15 protein-coding genes and 1 tRNA gene are annotated in these 19,316 nt (G+C 36.3%); 12 read left to right on the top strand and 4 right to left on the bottom strand.

What is annotated here, in order from left to right:
• The first annotated feature begins 9 nt into the window (after positions 1-9).
• From ZA07_RS08570 to ZA07_RS08585, 4 genes are all read left to right on the top strand, one after another.
• Entirely contained in the window at positions 10-315 is a 306-nt protein-coding gene (locus tag ZA07_RS08570) for a hypothetical protein (protein WP_053971286.1), read from the top strand.
• An 11-nt stretch (positions 316-326) separates the two neighbouring features.
• The gene (locus ZA07_RS08575) at positions 327-512 is read left to right on the top strand and encodes a DUF2892 domain-containing protein (protein WP_053971287.1); all 186 of its coding nucleotides are present in this window, start codon (positions 327-329) and stop codon (positions 510-512) included.
• Positions 513-701: 189 nt separating this feature from the next.
• Positions 702-3,434: a pyruvate, phosphate dikinase gene (ppdK, locus tag ZA07_RS08580; protein ID WP_053971288.1), complete on the top strand. Its 2,733-nt coding sequence runs from the start codon at positions 702-704 to the stop codon at positions 3,432-3,434.
• A gap of 130 nt (positions 3,435-3,564) precedes the next feature.
• Entirely contained in the window at positions 3,565-5,232 is a 1,668-nt protein-coding gene (locus tag ZA07_RS08585) for a formate--tetrahydrofolate ligase (RefSeq protein ID WP_053971289.1), read from the top strand.
• Positions 5,233-5,328: 96 nt separating this feature from the next.
• On the opposite strand, the gene ZA07_RS08590 is transcribed toward ZA07_RS08585, so the two are convergent.
• Together ZA07_RS08590 and ZA07_RS08595 are read right to left on the bottom strand one after the other, a co-directional pair.
• Positions 5,329-5,712 (bottom strand): hypothetical protein, encoded by a 384-nt coding sequence (locus ZA07_RS08590; protein WP_053971290.1) that lies wholly within the window; start codon positions 5,710-5,712, stop codon positions 5,329-5,331.
• 22 nt (positions 5,713-5,734) lie between these two features.
• Complete coding sequence (locus ZA07_RS08595; RefSeq protein WP_053971291.1) at positions 5,735-7,852, bottom strand: translation factor GTPase family protein; 2,118 nt, start codon at positions 7,850-7,852, stop codon at positions 5,735-5,737.
• Positions 7,853-8,062: 210 nt separating this feature from the next.
• Between ZA07_RS08595 and ZA07_RS08600 the strand changes: the two genes are divergently transcribed.
• Positions 8,063-9,250, top strand: a complete 1,188-nt coding sequence (locus tag ZA07_RS08600; RefSeq protein ID WP_197276716.1) for a thioredoxin family protein — start codon at positions 8,063-8,065, stop codon at positions 9,248-9,250.
• Between the two features lie 4 nt (positions 9,251-9,254).
• Here the strand turns inward: ZA07_RS08600 and ZA07_RS08605 are convergent, their stop codons facing one another.
• Positions 9,255-10,439, bottom strand: a complete 1,185-nt coding sequence (locus ZA07_RS08605) for an MFS transporter (RefSeq protein WP_053971293.1) — start codon at positions 10,437-10,439, stop codon at positions 9,255-9,257.
• A gap of 478 nt (positions 10,440-10,917) precedes the next feature.
• On the opposite strand from ZA07_RS08605, the gene ZA07_RS08610 reads away from it, so the two are divergent.
• Positions 10,918-11,319, top strand: coding sequence for a hypothetical protein (locus ZA07_RS08610; RefSeq protein ID WP_231628660.1), 402 nt, complete (start codon positions 10,918-10,920; stop codon positions 11,317-11,319).
• 61 nt (positions 11,320-11,380) lie between these two features.
• On the opposite strand, the gene ZA07_RS08615 is transcribed toward ZA07_RS08610, so the two are convergent.
• Positions 11,381-11,453 (bottom strand) — tRNA-Phe (locus tag ZA07_RS08615).
• Positions 11,454-11,554: 101 nt separating this feature from the next.
• On the opposite strand from ZA07_RS08615, the gene ZA07_RS08620 reads away from it, so the two are divergent.
• The 6 genes from ZA07_RS08620 (at position 11,555) to ZA07_RS08650 (ending at position 19,307) form a co-directional block, all read left to right on the top strand.
• The gene (locus tag ZA07_RS08620; protein ID WP_053971295.1) at positions 11,555-12,283 is read left to right on the top strand and encodes a type III pantothenate kinase; all 729 of its coding nucleotides are present in this window, start codon (positions 11,555-11,557) and stop codon (positions 12,281-12,283) included.
• The gene (locus tag ZA07_RS08625; RefSeq protein WP_053971296.1) at positions 12,280-13,605 is read left to right on the top strand and encodes an outer membrane protein transport protein; all 1,326 of its coding nucleotides are present in this window, start codon (positions 12,280-12,282) and stop codon (positions 13,603-13,605) included. The genes ZA07_RS08620 and ZA07_RS08625 overlap by 4 nt, the downstream gene beginning before the upstream one ends.
• 18 nt (positions 13,606-13,623) lie before the next feature.
• Complete coding sequence (locus ZA07_RS08630) at positions 13,624-14,997, top strand: M48 family metallopeptidase (protein WP_053972100.1); 1,374 nt, start codon at positions 13,624-13,626, stop codon at positions 14,995-14,997.
• Complete coding sequence (lptC, locus tag ZA07_RS08635) at positions 14,997-15,551, top strand: LPS export ABC transporter periplasmic protein LptC (RefSeq protein ID WP_053971297.1); 555 nt, start codon at positions 14,997-14,999, stop codon at positions 15,549-15,551. Before ZA07_RS08630 ends, lptC begins: the two co-directional genes overlap by 1 nt.
• A 241-nt stretch (positions 15,552-15,792) precedes the next feature.
• Entirely contained in the window at positions 15,793-17,079 is a 1,287-nt protein-coding gene (locus tag ZA07_RS08645) for a hemolysin family protein (RefSeq protein WP_053971299.1), read from the top strand.
• A 101-nt stretch (positions 17,080-17,180) separates the two neighbouring features.
• Positions 17,181-19,307: a peptidylprolyl isomerase gene (locus ZA07_RS08650; RefSeq protein WP_053971300.1), complete on the top strand. Its 2,127-nt coding sequence runs from the start codon at positions 17,181-17,183 to the stop codon at positions 19,305-19,307.
• Positions 19,308-19,316: the final 9 nt, after the last annotated feature.

The following is a 19,316-nucleotide window of genomic DNA, read 5'->3' on the forward strand; positions in this document are numbered from 1 at the left end:
AACAGGTATATGAAATTAGTCATAGTAACAGCAGTAGAAGTCTTTGAAAAGGATGTTTTGAGACTTTTTAAGAAAGCTGGAATAGAAAGTTTCAGCAGTTCTGAAATTGACGGTTATAAGAATGCGCCCACTTTGTTGGCAACTTCTAGTTGGTTTCCTAATGTAAAAGGAGGTAATGAATCAAGTATGTTCTTTTCATTTACAGATGAAGAGCACATTGATACTTTGTTTGGATTGATTTCAGATTTCAATAAAGATTTGGAAACCAATAATCCCATGAAAGCCATTGTAGTTCCAATTGAAAAACACATTTAAAATTAAATAAGATGATTAATAGGTATATAAGAGCAATTGCAGGAACGTTTGTAATAATTAGTGTGCTGCTAGGAATGTATGTAAACGAAAATTGGTTTTGGTTTACAATATTTGTTGGGGCCAATTTACTGCAATCTTCAATTACCAAATGGTGCTTAATGGAAGATATTTTAAAGAAAATAGGGATTAAGGATTAATCCATTTATAGCCCAACAAATTTTAGGTAATTAGATAACCCAGGCAGATTCATTGTCTGGGTTTTTTGGTTTTAAAATGATTCTAATTAATGGTTAAAAAATGAACGAAACATGACTATTGTCATAGTTATTCTTCAAGAGCTAGTTTACCTTTAACATGTTGAAAATGAAATTAAAAATGTTCGTATTATGGAACTAAAAAACAAAACCAAAACTCGAGTCTACACCTTTGGTGACAAAAAAGCCGATGGAGATAGTTCGATGAAGAACTTGTTAGGTGGTAAAGGAGCCAACCTAGCAGAAATGAGTGCTATAGGAATTCCGGTTCCTCCAGGATTTACCATTACTACAGAAGTATGTACTGAATATAATCAATTAGGAAAAGAAGCTGTTATTAGTCTTCTCAAGAAAGATGTAGAAACCGCAGTGAACAACGTTGAAAAAACAATGGGAACCAAATTTGGAGACTCCAAAAACCCGTTGTTGCTCTCTGTTCGTTCAGGGGCACGTGTTTCTATGCCTGGGATGATGGATACCGTTCTTAATCTTGGTTTGAATGATGACGTAGTGCAAGGACTGGCCAAAAAGACTAAGAATGATCGTTTTGCATGGGATTCTTACCGTCGTTTTGTTCAAATGTATGGTAGTGTGGTAATGGGAATGAAACCTATAAATAAGGATGATTTAGATCCTTTTGAAGAAATAATTGATAACCTTAAGGAGAAACGTGAAATAGAGTTGGATACCGAATTCACCGTTCAAGATCTTAAGGATTTGGTGTTTGATTTCAAAAAAGCCATCTATCGCCGTTTAGGAAAAGAATTCCCTTCAGACCCATGGGATCAGTTATGGCTGGCGGTCATGGCCGTATTTGATAGCTGGAATGGAAAACGTGCTGTATATTACAGAAATATGCATGGATATCCAGCAGATTGGGGAACAGCTGTAAACGTTCAGGCCATGGTATTTGGAAATATGGGTGATAATTCGGGTACCGGAGTGTGTTTCACTAGAGATGCAGGTTCTGGAGAGAACCTATTCAATGGCGAATATTTATTGAACGCTCAAGGTGAAGATGTTGTTGCTGGTGTTCGTACGCCCCAACAAATTACCAAAATCGGATCTCAAAGATGGGCAGAACTTGCTCAAGTTACTGAGAAAATAAGAAAATCCAAATTTGCTTCATTAGAAGAGTTGATGCCTGAGATTTTTAATGAATTAAATGGTTATCAAGAAACGCTTGAAAAGCATTATCGAGATATGCAGGATATGGAGTTTACCATTCAAGAAGGTAAATTATGGATTCTACAAACTAGAAATGGAAAACGTACTGGTGCAGCTATGGTAAAAATTGCTATAGACTTGCTTGAGCAAGGAGCAATTTCTGAGGAAGAAGCGCTTTTACGCATCGAACCAAATAAATTAGATGAATTACTACATCCTGTTTTTGATCCTAAGGCACTTAAATCTGCCCATGTGATTACCCAAGGTCTTCCTGCTTCTCCAGGAGCCGCTACAGGTCAATTGGTGTTCTTTGCTGAAGATGCCAATAAATTTAAAAATAGCATTTTAGCTCGTGTAGAAACCTCTCCTGAAGATTTGGAAGGAATGAATTTATCTAAAGGTATTTTAACTGCTAGAGGAGGAATGACTTCACATGCTGCTGTTGTAGCCAGAGGAATGGGTAAATGCTGTGTGGCTGGTGCTGGAGCGATTAAAATAAATTATAAATCTAAAACCATGAGAGTGGAAGGAAAAGAGTATCATGAAGGAGACTGGATTTCACTCAATGGTTCTACAGGAAATATTATTGATGGCAAAGTAGCTACAGTTGAGCCCGAATTAACGGGTGAGTTTGCAAAAATCATGGAGTTGTCAGATAAGTATAGCAGCATGAAAGTGCGTGCCAATGCGGATACGCCACAAGATGCAAAAATTGCTAGAAGTTTTGGAGCTTCAGGTGTTGGATTAACCCGTACTGAGCATATGTTTTTTGAAGTAGATCGTATTAAAGCTATGCGTGAAATGATTTTGGCAGATACCGTTAAGGGAAGAAAACAAGCCCTTGCCAAATTATTACCTATGCAACGTAGTGACTTTGAAGGATTGTTTGAAGCCATGGAAGGTCTGCCAGTAACTATTCGTTTATTGGATCCACCATTGCACGAATTCGTCCCTCACCAATTGGCAACGTTACGTGAGTTGGCAGAGGAGATGCATGTGTCTTTAGAATCTGTAAAATCTAAAGTAGCAGACTTGGAAGAATTTAACCCTATGTTGGGTCACCGTGGTTGCCGTTTAGGAAATACCTATCCAGAAATTACAGAAATGCAAACACGTGCCATTATTGAAGCAGCGTTGAATTTGAAACAACGAGGTATTGAGACAAAACCAGAAATCATGATTCCTTTGGTAGGTATTTATGAGGAGTTTGTGGCTCAGGAAACCATTGTTAGAGAAACTGCTGAAACCATTTTTGAGGAAAGAAAAGATCGCGTTGAATATTTCGTTGGAACCATGATGGAAGTTCCTCGCGCCACTTTGATGGCAGATCAAATAGCTAAAAGAGCAGACTTCTTCTCTTTCGGAACAAATGACTTAACCCAAATGACCTTTGGTTACTCAAGAGATGATTCTGGTAAGTTCTTACCTATTTACTTAGAAAAAGGTATCCTTAAGAACGATCCTTTTGAAGTGCTAGATCAAGCAGGTGTTGGGCAATTGGTTCAATTAGGTACAGGAAGAGGTAGAAGTGTCAATCCGATGCTAAAAGTAGGAATATGTGGAGAGCATGGTGGTGAACCTTCTTCAGTTGAGTTCTGCTATAATACTGGATTAGATTATGTAAGCTGTTCACCTTATAGAGTTCCCATAGCAAGAGTGGCTGCTGCACAAGCAGCTATTAAAAGTGTCCTAAATTAAAGGAAACTTGTTTGGTGAGAAAACCCGAAATCTAATAATTATTTCGGGTTTTTTTATTGGTTTAAATGCTGATAATTGTCATAGAAGATTTTAACATTTGGAGGTAACTTTGTAAATAATAAGGAATTATATGATATCAGATATTGAAATAGCCCAAAGTTGTGAGTTAAAGCCCATATCGGAAATTGCTGAAAAACTTAAAGTTCCAACAGATGAATTAGAGCTTTATGGAAAGTATAAAGCTAAACTTCCTCTTTCTTTAATCCAGGATGATGCCATTGAGAAAAGTCATTTGATTTTAGTGACTGCTATTACTCCTACTCCAGCTGGAGAGGGTAAAACGACTGTTTCAATTGGTTTGGCTGAAGGTTTAAGTGAAATAGGAAAGCAAGCTGTGGTAGTATTACGGGAACCATCGTTGGGTCCTGTTTTTGGAATTAAGGGCGGTGCTGCAGGCGGAGGTAATGCCCAAGTGGTTCCAATGGAAGATATCAATTTACATTTTACTGGAGATTTTAATGCGGTAGAAAAGGCAAATAACTTATTGGCTGCCTTAATCGATAATGAAATCCATTTTAATGGCAATGATCTAAACATAGATTCTAGAACCGTGACCTGGAAGCGGGTCATGGATATAAATGATCGGGCACTACGTCAGGTCATTACTGGGTTGGGAGGAAAAATAAATGGTGTTCCTCGCGAAACAGGGTTTGATATTACTCCGGCATCAGAAGTGATGGCTATTTTATGTATGGCTAAGGATTTTGAAGATCTTAAGACAAGGTTGGGAAATATATTGGTTGGTTTTACACATGATCGACTACCGGTATTTGCTAGGGATTTGAAAGGGGAGGATGCCATGGCGATCTTATTGAAGGATGCTATGAAGCCCAATTTGGTTCAGACTCTTAATGGGACTCCAGCTATTATCCATGGTGGTCCTTTTGCTAATATTGCTCAAGGAACAAATACCTTAGTGGCAACAAAAATGGGGTTGAGTCTTGCCAATTTTGTTGTAACCGAAGCTGGATTTGGAGCTGATTTGGGTGCTGAAAAGTTTTTGAATATTAAATCGGTTGCTGGAGGGCTAAAGCCTGAGATTGTAGTTGTGGTTGCCACCATTAGAGCCCTTAAGCATCATGGAGGGGTAGGAAAAGAGCAATATAATATTCCAGATGTTGATGCTGTAACTAAAGGGTTTTCAAATTTGCAGAAGCATTTGGAGAACATTCAAAAGTTTAATTTAATTCCCATAGTAGCAATCAATAAGTTTGAATCTGACAGTGATGAAGAAATTGCTCAAGTAATAGCCTTGTGTAACGAACTAAGGGTTCAAGCAGTGGTATCAAATAGCCATAGATTAGGAGGAAAAGGAAATATGGAGCTTGCACAAATGGTAATGGATAGTCTTGATGAGCCAACAAATTTTAGGCCCTTATATGCTTCAACACAAAGTATTCAAGATAAAATAGATGTCGTTGCAAAGGAAATTTATGGAGCTAGCCGAATTGAATATGATAAAAGAGCTTTAAATAAATTGAAAACCATAAAGAACTTGAATATGGAACATTTGGCGGTATGTATTGCCAAAACCCAGATGTCATTTTCTCAAGATCCTAAAAAAATAGGAAGACCCACCGACTTTACGATTGTAATTAGAGATATAGAAATTGCCTCAGGAGCAGGTTTTGTAATTCCCATAGTTGGAGACATGATGCGAATGCCAGGGCTTCCTAAACATCCTGCTTCAGAAAATATGCAGATTGATGCTTTTGGTAAAATTAAAGGGCTTTCATAAACTTCCCTAAGTTGATTAATAGCAAACAATTGGTCCTTTAATGAATAAGCCCCACCTTTAATAGTGGGGCTTAACTTTTAATTCTGGAATAAATAGTTAATTAAGCCACTTTAAGAAATAATCCATCATTTCTTCTTTTAGCTCATAGTGTAGCTTTAAATAGGTTTTAATATCGTCGCGTAATGGTCGTTGTTCATAAAGCAACCTACCGTCTATCGCTTCGGTCATGTCTGCTATTTCCAAGTTGTGCATTTTTTGCTTGCACCGGTGAATTAATTTTGAAATAGCATCCTTTTCTAGGGCAATGCGATTTTCAAACATCTCAAGAGGTTTAAAAACTTCAGAAGTATATTCTCGAGAAGCTATTTCCTCTAATTTGGTTTTAAACGTTTCCATCTCATTGAAATGAAAACGTAGTTCTCTAATCCAGGTTTCTAGATTAAATTTTAGGTCACTTAAATAAGATATTTTGGTTTCCATAAACTATCTGTTTTTATGTGTGTTAATGTTCTACTAATTCTCCAGAGACCAATTCGCTTTGCACATAGGCGGGAACAGGCTCATAGGACCTAAATTTTGATGTAAAGGTTGCTTTTCCCTGTGTTAAGGAACGCAATTCTGTGGAGAAGCCAAATAATTCTGCTTCAGGCATGGAGCATTTTAAAGTTTGATATTTATGTGTGCTTTCAATACTTTGTATAACAGCTCTTCTGGCTTGTAGTTCAGTCATTACTCCACCAACATTATCTTCTGGAACTAGAACCGTAAGTGATAAAAGAGGCTCTAGTAATTTGGGTTTTGAGTTTAGGAAAGCTTCCTTAAAGGCATGGGCTCCTGCAATTTTAAATGAAATGTCATTGCTGTCTACCTGGTGCATTTTTCCATCGTAAACCATAACCCTAATATCGCGAACCTTGGAGCCTGTTAACGGGCCATTTTCCATAACTTCCATAATACCTTTCTGAATGGAAGGTAAAAATCGAGCATCAATAACACCTCCTACGATACAGTTGTAGAAGATTAATTTTCCTCCCCAAGAAAGGGAGACTTCTTCTTTCCCTCTAATACTGACTCCTGTAGGTTCATCCATACCTTCTTCAAAAGGTTCGATTCTCAAATGAACCTCTCCAAACTGACCTGCACCTCCAGATTGTTTTTTGTGTCTGTAAACAGCTTTAGCACTGCCTTCAATGGTTTCCCGATAATTAATTTTCGGTTTTTTGAATATGGCTTCAATATCGTGGTGATTTTGAAGCTCCCATTTAATGGTTGCTAAATGCAGTTCTCCTTGACAGGCTAGTATGTGTTGGTTTGTTTCAGGAGAATATCTCAAAACCATGGTAGGATCTTGACTATGTATTTTTTTAAGGGCCTCAAAAAGTTTTTCCTCATGGTTTTTATTTTCGGCTGCCACTGATTTGTAAATTCTAGGCTCTGGGAAATCAATGGGCGACAAGGTGATAATTTCGTCTCCGGTGTAAAGGGTGTCATTCACTTCTGCATCCTTATGCTTAATAGTGGCGCCAATATCACCAGTTGATAATTTATCTACCGCATGTCGTTTTTTGCCATCCATAATATACAATTGGTTGATAACTTCCATTTCGCCTGTTCTGGCATTGGTTAACTTATCTCCAACCTTAATCTCACCCGATTTTACTTTGAAATAACTGACTTTGCCAATATTCGGCAGGTAAAGTGTTTTGAAAACAAACAAAGTGGTTGGATCTTCTTTAATGGGTTTAATTTGATGGCCTTCTAAGCTTATTTCAGGAAGCATATCGGTAGCCGCTGGCGCTACATTGTCAATAAATCCCATTAATCTTCCAGACCCCATATCATTGATAGCAGACACACAAAATACTGGGAATAAATCGTGCTGAAGCATTCCAGCCTTTATCCCTTGACGCATTTCGTCTTCGTTTAAGCTGCCTTTTTCAAAATAGAGTTCCATTAAGCTTTCATCGTTTTCAGCCGCTTTTTCGACCAATTCATTATGTAATTGGTTGGCTTTTTCGAACTCGCTATCTGGAATTGGGAGTTTTTCAGGTTTTCCTCCATTTGGCCCAAATTTGTAAAGACGCATTTTGAGAATATCAATAATACCTTGGGCTCCATCAATTTTTATTGGATACTGTATTTTAACCGCTTTGTTTCCTACCAGTTCTTGAAGACTTATAAAAGCATCTTCAAAATGAACCGATGGATGATCGATTTGATTCATCACAAACACAGTTGGCTTGTGGTATTGATCAATGTAATTCCATATGATTTCTGTCCCTATTTCAATGCCTTGTTTGGCATCAATAATTGTTAATATGGTATCAGAAACACGAATGGATGAAATTATCTCGCCAATAAAATCATCCAATCCAGGAGTGTCAATGATATTGATCTTGTAGTTTCGCCACTCCGTATGTAATGGAGTGGCAAACACTGAGGCTCCACGCTCGTGTTCAATATCGTGAAAGTCTGATACTGTATTGTTGTTTTCTACAGTACCTCTTCTGTTAATTAGGCCGGCTTCAAAAAGCATGGTTTCAGCGAGGGTTGTTTTGCCGCTATGATGGGCTCCAACAAACACCACATTTTTGATGTGCTTATCGTCAAATACTTCCATATTTTTGGTGTTTAAATGTTACTTAAAGATACACTAACAACTCAAGTTAAAATATGATATTTGTTAGTTCTAGGTATTTTATACCTTAAGGATCAGTAGGTTTTGTTGGCCAAATATGAAGACTATATCTTAATGAAAGGGTATTAAAGATAAGCATAAAAACCGGTTTAAATGGTACATTTTCGCTATTTTCGAAGTCCAATTAATTGCATGATGAGACAAAAATTTTATTGGATATTTTTATGGCTTATTTGTTTGGTATTTTCTTGTTCTCAAGAACCTGTACTGGAAGGGGAAATAGAAAATGTGCAAAATAAGGACTATACCTTATATGTGTTGAAACCAAACAATTTGAAAGAATTATTTACGCCTTATTTGGGAGAGGTTTTTGGCTCTACCATTGTAGGAGTAGATGGACATTTTTCAATTGATCTGCTGCCGTTAAAACTTAATAATGAGTTGGTGGTATTGGTATTGCAGCCTTCCGATGAACCTGTTGGGAAGTTAGAATTGAATCAAGTTGATTCATCCAATTTTATGCCTATAACTTTGTCTTCAGATAAATCTATCTCCATTAAATCAAGTGTTACCTCGTTTCAAAAGGACTTTAGTATTCTTGATCCTTCAGCTACTAACAAGGATTTAATAGTGCTTGTGGGAATTAATCAGGAAAGTTATGCCACTTATTTAAAGGGTGGAAAATGGGATTTGGAAGAAGGGTCCAATCTGTTGGAAAAGGAAGCGGCAATTTTACATTATCAAAAGGAATTAATGAATTTTGCCGATTCTACTTCAAGCGTTGTTTCTGCTTTATCGGCTATTAGGTTGGTGAGTCCAAACCAGGATTATGAAAGAATTCCCGAGTTTTTGGTAAGACAATGTAATCGATGGGAAGGTGCTAGTTCCAATGATTCTCTATGGATAAGGGATTTATGTGAAATGGCAGAAGCTCATAATTTACCCGTATTGAAAGGAGATGTATTTCCAGATTCACAATGGCCAATGATTTCGGGTGATACCATATCAATCAAAAGTCATTTTGGTTCTAAACTAACCATCGTTGATCTATGGGCGTCTTGGTGTGCTCCATGCAGAAAAGAGAATAGAATGGTCTTACGTCCCTTGTATGAAACCTATAAGAAGCAGGGATTGGAAATTTTGGCATATGGTTTAGAAAGTGATAGGAAAGGTTGGGAAATAGCTATTGATAAAGATGGCGCCGAAAAATGGCTTCATGGCTCTCATTTGAAAGGGGACGATAATGCTTTCATGAAAGAGATTAGAGTTCAAACGATTCCAGCAAATTTTATATTAGACTCTCAAGGAGTGGTTTTAGAGAAAAATTTACATGGAGAGGAATTGTCTGGGTTTGTAAAAACCTATTTAGAGACAAAATAACACTTTAAGAGTAAGATGTACTTAATTTAGTGTGCTTTTTAACCTTGCTTCTTCTTAATAGGATGATACCAAGAGCAATAAAGATTCCGCATCCCGCCATGGCCGCTCCTACCCAATCGGCAGCGGTATAACCGTAACCCATAGCAATGGGTAAGCCAGCAAAATAAGCTCCAGAAGCGTTTCCAATATTGAAGGCACTTTGATTAAGAGATGATCCTAGAGTTTCTGATCCTTTTGAAGCGTTAATTATGGTCATCTGTATTGGGGTAGAGATACAGAAGGAGACCACTCCAATTAAAAAGGTCATCACTAATACTAATACTTTATTAGTCGCTACAAAAGTGTTTAAAGAGAGAAGAATCACCATAAAAATGAGGGTTACAATAACGGCGTATATAGGTGATACTTTTTCAGTCAGTTTAGCGCCTATAAAATTACCTATAACCATACCAAGACCGGCAAGAATCATGGCATAGGAGACTACTTGCTCAGGGTGTCCAGCCACTTCTGTAATGAGAGGGGCGATATAGCTATACCATGCGAAAAAACCTCCGGTGCCAATAGTTGTGAGTATGATAATCATCCATAATTCCAGTTTTTTAAATATTCGTAGTTCACGAACAAAACTGCTTTCTGAGGTTTGTTTTATAAGGGGCATCCAAAATTTAATGCTCAAAACAGTTAGAATACCAACAATACCAACCATCAAAAATGAAATACTCCAATTAAGGTGCTTGCCCAAATAGGTTCCTAAAGGAACGCCTAAAAGATTGGCTACTGTAAGACCGCTAAACATAATGGCGATACCTTGGGCCTGTTTGCCTTCTTTAGATAGTTTTCCTGCTACAACAGCACCAATTCCAAAAAAAGCACCATGAGGTAACCCTGATAAAAACCTTAAGACCAAGAATGAAGTATAACCAGTAGCAAAAGCCGAAAGGGTATTAAAAATAGTAAACCAAACCATTAAGCCAAACAAAACCTTTTGTGGTTGCCATTTGCTGCAAAGCCCCGTTAAGGTAGGAGCTCCTACAACAACGCCTAAGGCATATGCTGAAATGAAATGTCCTGCAATGGGGATGCTTATTCCAAAGGCATTTGCTACATCGGGTAAAATGCCCATAATTACAAATTCGGTAAGGCCTATGCCAAAACCTCCTATTGCAAGGGAAAGTAACGCTTTATTCATGGTTATTGTTTGATGGTTTTGATTTTTTAAAGGTGTTGAAATAACACTTTTAAAAGGCCAAAGGTAGAGGATAATAATGGCAAGCCTCAGGTGGTAAATGGTAAAAAAAAGTTAATTGGAGAATCTGAAAATAATCTAGGTGCTATTTCTTTTTTGCATAGCATTTAGACATTCTTTTTGCCAAATTGATAGCTAGATGTTTTAATTGGTAAATTGGGATTCAAGGTTCTTCTTTCAGTTTTTTGACAGAAAAGTTGTATTTATTTGGTTTTTAGATGGTTACTTGGTTTTATTTCTTTGAAATTATGAAATGTTTTTGTACATTTCCAATTCTTCACACAAGAACTAATTAGCGTAGCGCTCCAAATGGTAGCATGATATTAACTTGAAAGTGGTTTTTGATTATTGATTTCAAGCAAAAAAGAGGTCTAATACATTTTGTTGTTAGGCCAACCAACCATAACCAAAACCGATGATGATGAAACTAACAACCACTCCTTTGGGCATCTGCCTGTTATTCGCTTTTATTGGCTATCAGGGGTATAGTCAAACAGGTGTTTATGAATTGAAACATTTAAAAGGATTGAATCCAAATCATGCTGAATCCGTGCTAAAGCATTTGGGATATCAATTTTCTAATAATGTACAACTGAGTAATGAGAAACGTATTTCATACTGGAATAGTAGTGAAAATGCTTGTGTGACGGCTAATATAAAACGGGAAAAAATAACGTCCGTAATTAATGTTCCTGATGAAGATTGTCATAAAAGCTTGAAGACTTATAAGTTTGAGGCGTCCAATAGACTATTCAATCAAAGGGTCATGAACACGCTAAGTTTTATAGAAAACAGTTGGTGTCTATTATTTGTGACTAGGTGAATGTAACTAAGAGCTCATTTAATAAACAAAAAAACCCGAACAATTGTTCGGGTTTTTAATGTGGTGCCTCCAGGAATCGAACCAGGGACACAAGGATTTTCAGTCCTTTGCTCTACCAACTGAGCTAAGGCACCAGTCGCATAATTGCGGATGCAAATATAAGGGCATTTTTAATATTCACAAAAATAAAAATATAAAAATTGTCTTTTGTACCTTTGCGACTTAAAATTCAGACATGAATTTAGTTGTAGATGTAGGTAACACATTGATTAAAATGGCTGTCTTTCAGGAGGGTGGCTTAATGAGTAAGGTTTCTGCTCCTGTTCAGGAATTTCAGCAACTTTTTTTTGATTTATTGTCTAAATACTCCATAAAGCATTGTTTGATATCTTCTGTAGGGAGGTTAAATGAAGAAAATAGAGATTTATTAAACGAGCATTTAAATTGTCTTTTTCTAGATCATACAACCTTAGTTCCTTTTAAGAATAGGTATGCTACGCCCCAAACTCTAGGGGTAGATAGAATAGCCTTGGTAAGTGCATCAGTTGCCCAATTTCCAGACTCTAATGTTTTGATTATTGATGCAGGTACTTGCATTACTTATGACTTCATTAATGAAAACAATGAATATCTTGGTGGTGCCATCTCTCCAGGGCTTCAAATGAGGTACAAATCCATGCACAATCAAACAGCAAGCCTTCCGTTACTTGAAATGGAAGAACCTCAAAGTTTTTTTGGGGATTCAACAAATAGTTCAATGCATGTGGGTGTTGTGTTGGGAATTGTAAATGAAATTGATGGTTTTGTTAAAGAATATCAAACCAATTACAAAGATTTAACAGTTATTTTAACAGGCGGAGACAGTAAAATTTTGTGTAAGCGATTAAAAAGTGGCATATTTGCCAACTCTAATTTCCTCTTAGAAGGACTTAATAATATATTGGAATATAATACAAGCGAATGATTAAAAGGTTTTTACTGGTATTTGCTATCGTTTTTGGGCTGAAAGGATATGCGCAACTTGATGTTGAAAATGCGTCACCTTATTCCTACTATGGAATAGGAAGCTTGAAGTTCAAAGGAACAGTGGAAAATAGAAGTATGGGAGGGTTGAGTATTTACAACGATAGTATTCATGTCAACCTGAGAAATCCAGCTTCTTACGCTAGTAGTAATCTTAGATATTACAATAATGAAGGGAGACCTGTGAAATTTGCCATTGGAGGTACTCATACATCTACCAATTTAAAAACCAATAGCAACGAAAACAGGATTAATTCAACTTCTTTTGATTATATGGCTTTATCCTTGCCAATGGGTCGTTTTGGCGTAGGATTGGGGATTATGCCCTACACAACCGTAAATTATAAATTACAGAGTCTAACTGATTTTAATGCACTTTCTACACGGTTTTCTGGAAAAGGTGGTGTGAACAAAGTATTTCTTTCAGTTGGATATCGGGTGATGGATGGATTAAGTATTGGGGTTGATGCCAATTATAATTTCGGTAAATTGGAGAACTCCTTCATTAGGTATCTATATGATGATGAGCAAAACATCATCCAGTATCAAACAAGAGAACAAAACAAATCACAGTTAAGTGGTTTTGGGGTAAATTTAGGGGTTACTTACCAAAAAATGATCTCTACTAAACTGGAATTGCAGGCTGGATTAACATACAAGCCTAAAACGAATATTAACTCAGACAACGAACGCATTTTCGAGACTATTACCATAAGTTCTGGATCAGGAGAAGAAACGCCTATAAATTCCATTACCGCAGATTTAGATGCAAATGGGTTGGCTAATACAAAATTGAGTTTGCCTTCCAAATTTTCTTTTGGAGCTGGTATAGGAGAGCCCAGAAAATGGTTTGCTGGAGCTGAATTGACCTTTCAAAATTATAGCGTGTTTAAAAATGAATTATACGAAGCAAGTAATTCAGCTGGTAATTTGAGTTATGAAGATGCCATAGGTTTATCAGTTGGAGGTTTTTATATTCCAGAGTACAATTCGTTTTCAAGTTACTTAAAAAGAATGGTTTATAGAACTGGATTCAGGTTTGAAAATACAGGATTAAACATCAATGACACGTCTATAAATGAGTTTGGCATGTCTTTTGGAGTAGGAATACCGATGGGGAATTTCTTTTCTAATGCCAACGTTGGATTTGAATTCGGTAGAAGAGGAACCCTTGATAGAAATTTAATACAAGAAAACTTTATTAATTTCCAGATAAGTCTATCGCTAAATGATAGATGGTTTGAAAAAAGAAAATATAATTAAGCATAATTTGAAATGACCATGAAAACTAGAATTACATTATTAATAGCTGTGCTTTTTGTAAGTTTTGGGACGTTTGCCCAAGATCAGGATTTGCAAGCTCTATCATTGATGACCGAGGCGGTTAAGGCCAAGAAGTTTGATGAAGCTTACAAACCTTTTATGGAATTAAGACAAAGAAACCCTAAATATCACTTAGGTATTTATACCAATGGTGAAAAAATTCTTGAGCACAAAATCGAGAAATCTACTGGTGCTGAGCAAGTGGCATTCATTAATGACCTTGTAAAAATGTACGGTGAGAGAGAAGATAATTTTGCAAGCAAAACGCCAAAAGGAGAGTTTGGAGCTAAATCTTGTCAGCTAAAATATGACTACAAAGAGGCTTTAGGTCTATCTACAGAGGAGCTTTACAAGTGTTTTGATGAAGCTTATAAGGCAGACCCAGATACATTCACTAACCCTAAGGCGCTTTATACTTATTTCTCATTGATGGTAGATTTGTTTGATGATGGTAAGAAAGAGGCTCAAGAGTTGTTTACTAAGTATGATGATGTGGTTGCCAAAATAGAGCAGGAGGTTCAGAACTATTCAGAGAAATTGAATCCTTATGTTGAAAAGGAAGAAGCTGGTACAGCTTTAACTAGCAAGGAAGAAAGATATAAGAGATCTTATGAAAGTTATTTGAAAGCTTATGACCAAGTAGCTGCTGGGGTTGATCAAAAATTAGGTACTAGAGCTAATTGTGAAACACTGATTCCTCTTTATGAAAAATCTTTTGAAGAAAACAAGAACAATGCTGATTGGTTAAAAGGAGCAGTAAACAGAATGTTTAACAAAGAATGTACAGATGATCCTTTGTATATCAAATTGGTAAAAGCCTATGATAATGCGGCGCCTTCTGCAGATACTAAATACTTCGTTGCAGGATTGTTGTTGAAGGATGGTAAAACTAATGAAGCTTTAAATTACTTTAAGGAGTCTTTGGAATTAGAGAAAGATGCCTATAAGAAAGGTACTAAAAGTTATAAGATTGGGTTAATCTTGAAGAAAAAAGGTCAATTTGGACAGGCTAGAAACTATTTTAGAGAAGCGATTAAGTTGAATCCATCTAATGGTAGACCATATTTGGCTATAGCTCAAATGTATGCTTCTAGTGCCAATGATTGTGGAGATTCAAACTTCAACAAAAGAGCTGTATTCTGGTTGGCCGCTGCCGAAGCAGAGAAAGCAGGTAAGGTGGATCCTACAATTCAGAAAGATGCTAACTCCTTTGCGGCAAACTATAGAGCAAAGGCCCCTTCAAAAGGAGATATTTTTAACGAAGGTAATGCCGGCACAACTATAAACATTGGTTGTTGGATTGGTGGAAGCGTTAAGGTTCCTAGCCTATAATGAAAAGAATAAAAACATATAATTTTCTAAACATAGTCATGGCTTTTGCCATGACTATGTTTTTTTCATGCAACCGAAGTTTGGAGGATGTAAAGAAACTTGGGGTTTCTGAAAATGAACCCATAGGGGTTGCTGAAAATATCAATTTAAAATACACCGATTCGGGTAGAGTGACGGCCAACTTAAAGAGTCCTAAAATGCTGGATTATTCCAATAGATCGTTTTCTTACATGGAATTCCCAGAAACCGTTGATTTGGATCTTTTTGATGAAAAGAATCAAAAGAGCAACATCAAAGCAGATTATGGTATTTATTACCAAAGTACAGGCCTGATTGATCTTCGCGGGCATGTAGTTATTTCAACCGCTAGTAATGACACATTATTTGCAGAACAACTCTATTATGACGATGAGAGGGAGTGGTTATTTACTAATAAACCTGTGACCTTTAGACAAGGACAAAGTATCATTAATGGGAAGGGTTTTGATTCTGACTCTAAGTTTAAAAAGGCTTTAGTGTTAGAGATTGATGGAATTTTACCTGTAGAAGATTAATCACCTCCATTACTTTTTTTAATTATCTTTACTTTATAGAATTATTGACCATGAAATTTTTCAAGTTTTTCCAATACGCCTATTTATTATTCGCTATTATTTTTATTTATGATGTGATTAAAACGTATATGGAATCTAATACTATTAATTATATTTCCTTGTTTTTAGCTGTGCTCGCTTTGTTTATGTTCTTTTTTAGACGCAGGTATTTTAAGAAATTTGATAATAAAGACAATCCTAAATGAGTTCTGAGATAATTATTATTGTTATCTCTTTATTGCTTTCAGCTTTTTTCTCAGGCATGGAAATTGCTTACGTTTCCGCAAATAAAATTCACATTGAAATAGAGAAAAAACAGGAAGGTCTATTGGCCAAACTGCTAACCAAATTAACAGCAAAGCCTTCCAAATTTATTGCAACCATGTTGATAGGTAATAATATTGCCTTGGTTGTCTATGGGTTTTTTATGGGTGATTTATTGGTACGGTGGTTTCAAAGTATGTTGCCGGCTTCTGATGTGGTTACTTATTTATTAACGGATTTAAGTTTGTTGACTCAAACCATCATTTCTACCTTAGTTATTTTAATAACAGCAGAGTTTCTTCCAAAAGTATTTTTTCAAGTTTATGCCAATACCCTGTTGAAAGTTTTTGCTTTTCCAGCCTATGTTTTTTATTGGTTGTTTACCTTCATTTCAACCTTTGTTATTTGGATCTCTGATGTCATTTTAAAGAAATTTTTTAAAACGGAAGGGGATCAGGTTCAATTGGCTTTTACTAAGGTAGAACTAGGGAATTATATTAGTGAACAAATGGAGAATGTTGAGGAGCATGATGAGGTAGATTCTGAAATTCAAATTTTTCAAAATGCTCTGGAGTTTTCAGAAGTAAAAGCTAGAGAGGTCATGGTTCCCAGAACTGAAATTACAGCTGTTGAACTGCATGAATCTCCTAAAAATTTGACCCAACTTTTTGTAGACACGGGGTATTCCAAAATCTTGGTTTTTAAAAATTCAATCGATGATATTTTGGGATATGTCCATTCCTTTGAATTGTTCAAAAAACCTAAAACTATTCAGTCTATATTAATGCCTGTTGAGTTTGTACCAGAAACGATGTTAATCAAAGACATCTTGAATGTCTTAATCAAGAAGCGTAAAAGTATGGCCGTAGTATTAGACGAGTATGGTGGAACATCGGGAATAATGACAGTTGAAGATATTGTTGAGGAATTATTTGGGGAAATCGAAGATGAGCATGACACAGTGGAGCTAATTGAGGAAATTGTAGAGGAAGATATATATCGATTTTCAGCCAGGTTGGAGGTCGATTACTTAAATGAATCCTATAAGCTTAACTTGCCTGAGGAAGAAAATTATGAAACGCTCGGGGGGCTTATCGTGGCGCATACTGAGGAAATCCCACAAAAGGATGAAATTGTTCAAATAAATCACTTTCTATTCACTATCCTAGAAGTTTCAAACACTAAGATTGACTTGGTGGAACTCAAAATTGTAGAGACCGACTAGTTAAAAAAAACTTTCTTTATTATTGACACTTAGTCCTTTTATTATTTAATATAAAATGGTATTTTCGCGCACAATAATTTTAAATCAACTTAGAAAAGAAGATGGCAGTTTTAAATAAAATTAGAAAACAAGGACTTTTCTTGATCATCATCATCGCATTAGCATTATTCTCTTTTGTGATTGGTGATTTGTTTAGAAGTGGTAGCTCCCTATGGAATAGAAATCAGGATGTTGTTGCTACAATCAATGGAAAAGAAATCAACCGTGTAGATTTCATGCAAAAAGTGGAAGCTGCCCAAAGACAGCTAGGACCAAACGGTACTACCACACAAGCTATGAACCGCGTTTTTGATCAAGAGGTAAGACAGGCAGTTCTTGAAACCCAGTTTGAAGAGCTAGGATTTACTGTGGAGAAAGATCAAATGCGTGACATTTTAAAGTCCAACTTGGCTAATAATCCAAACTTTCAAAATGAAGCTGGTTTATTTGATGAAAATAAGTTGAACGAGTATATAGCTAACTTAAAAGAGACTTCTGCTGCTGCTTACCAACAATGGGTAGACTATGAAAATAGTATGGCAACAAGTGCTCTTCAACAAGATTACTTCAATATGGTAAAAGCTGGAATGAGCGGAACCCTTGCTGAAGGAAAATTGGAGCATTTAATGGAAGGTGAAAAAGTAGATTTGAAATTTGTTCAAATTCCATACACTTCTATAGCAGATAGTACAATTACCGTTTCTAATTCTGAAATTTCAGATTATATCAAAAAGCATAAAAAGCAATACGAAGTAGATGCCACTCGTGATATTCGTTATGTAGAGTTTAGAGAAACTCCAACCGCTGCTGATGAAGAAGCTATCAAAGGTGACTTAAAAGCTATGTTGAATGACAAAGTGGAGTACAGTGAGGTAACTAAAACGACAGATACGATAAGAGGTTTCTTACATGCTGCCAATATTGAAGCATTTGTAAACTCAAATTCAGATTTGAAATACAATGATCAATTCGTATTTAGAAATAGTATGTTAGAAAGTACAGCTGACAGTTTATTTAAATTAAATGTTGGTGAAGTTTACGGTCCTTACAAGGATGGAAACTATTACAAGCTTTCTAAAATTGTAGCTGAGAAGAACCTTCCAGATTCTGCTCAAGCAAGACACATTTTGATTCCATTTGTAGGTGCAGCAAGCACGCAACCAGATGTTACGCAAACAGAAGAAGAAGCTAAGGCTACTGCAGATAGTTTGTTAACAGTATTAAAAGGAGATCGTTCTAAGTTTGAAACCTTTGTAACTGAATTTTCTTCAGATCAAGGAAGTGTTGCTAATGGAGGTCGTTATGAGTACTTCCCTTACAACAGAATGGTTCCTGAATTCCGTGATTTTGTTTTTGAAAACGAAACTGGATCTATGGGAGTTGTTAAGTCAGCTTATGGTTTCCACTTAATTGAAGTAGAAGGCCATAAAAATGTTCAAAGAGTTGTTAAAGTGGCTACTATAGCTAGAGAGATTGAAGCATCAGAAGAAACTATTGATCAAGTTTTTAGAAACGCTTCCAATTTTGAAATAGCTCTTGAAAAAGGTGAGTTTACTCAAGTGGCTAAGGAAAGCGATTATGCTGTTAAGCCAGTTAATGGTATCAAGATTTTAGATGAAAACATTCCTGGTTTAGGAAGCCAAAGAGCTATTGTTCGTTGGGCATTTGAAGAAACTACTGAAGTTGGAAAGTCTAAGAGATTTAGTATCCCTAACGGATTTGCCATTGTGCAGTTAACTGCAAAGCATGCTGAAGGGTTAATGAATGTAGAGCAAGCATCTGTTACTGCATTACCGGCAATTAGAAAAGAGAAGAAAGCAAAACAAATCAAGGAAAGAATTTCTGCTTCTACACTTCAAGATGTAGCTTCTGCAGAGAACACTTCTGTTCGTTCAGCTATGGCAGTGAGTATGAGTAATCCTACTATCACTGGTGCTGGTAGAGAGCCTTTGGTTGTTGGTACAGCTTTTGGATTGAACGAAGGTGAAACTTCTGGTTTAATTGAAGGAGAAAAGGGTGTTTTCATGGTGGAAGTAACCAAGAAAACTCCAGCAGTCGAATTAGAGAACTACCAAAGCTATGCTAATAGAGTTGGAGCTTCTAAAGTAAATACTGTAAACTCTAAATTGTATGAAGCATTAAAGGAAGTTTCAACGATTGAGGATAACAGAGCTGAAACTGTACAATAGTTTTAGTCC

Source organism: Mangrovimonas sp. ST2L15, from assembly GCF_001280515.1.
GTDB classification, from domain to species: domain Bacteria; phylum Bacteroidota; class Bacteroidia; order Flavobacteriales; family Flavobacteriaceae; genus Mangrovimonas; species Mangrovimonas futianensis.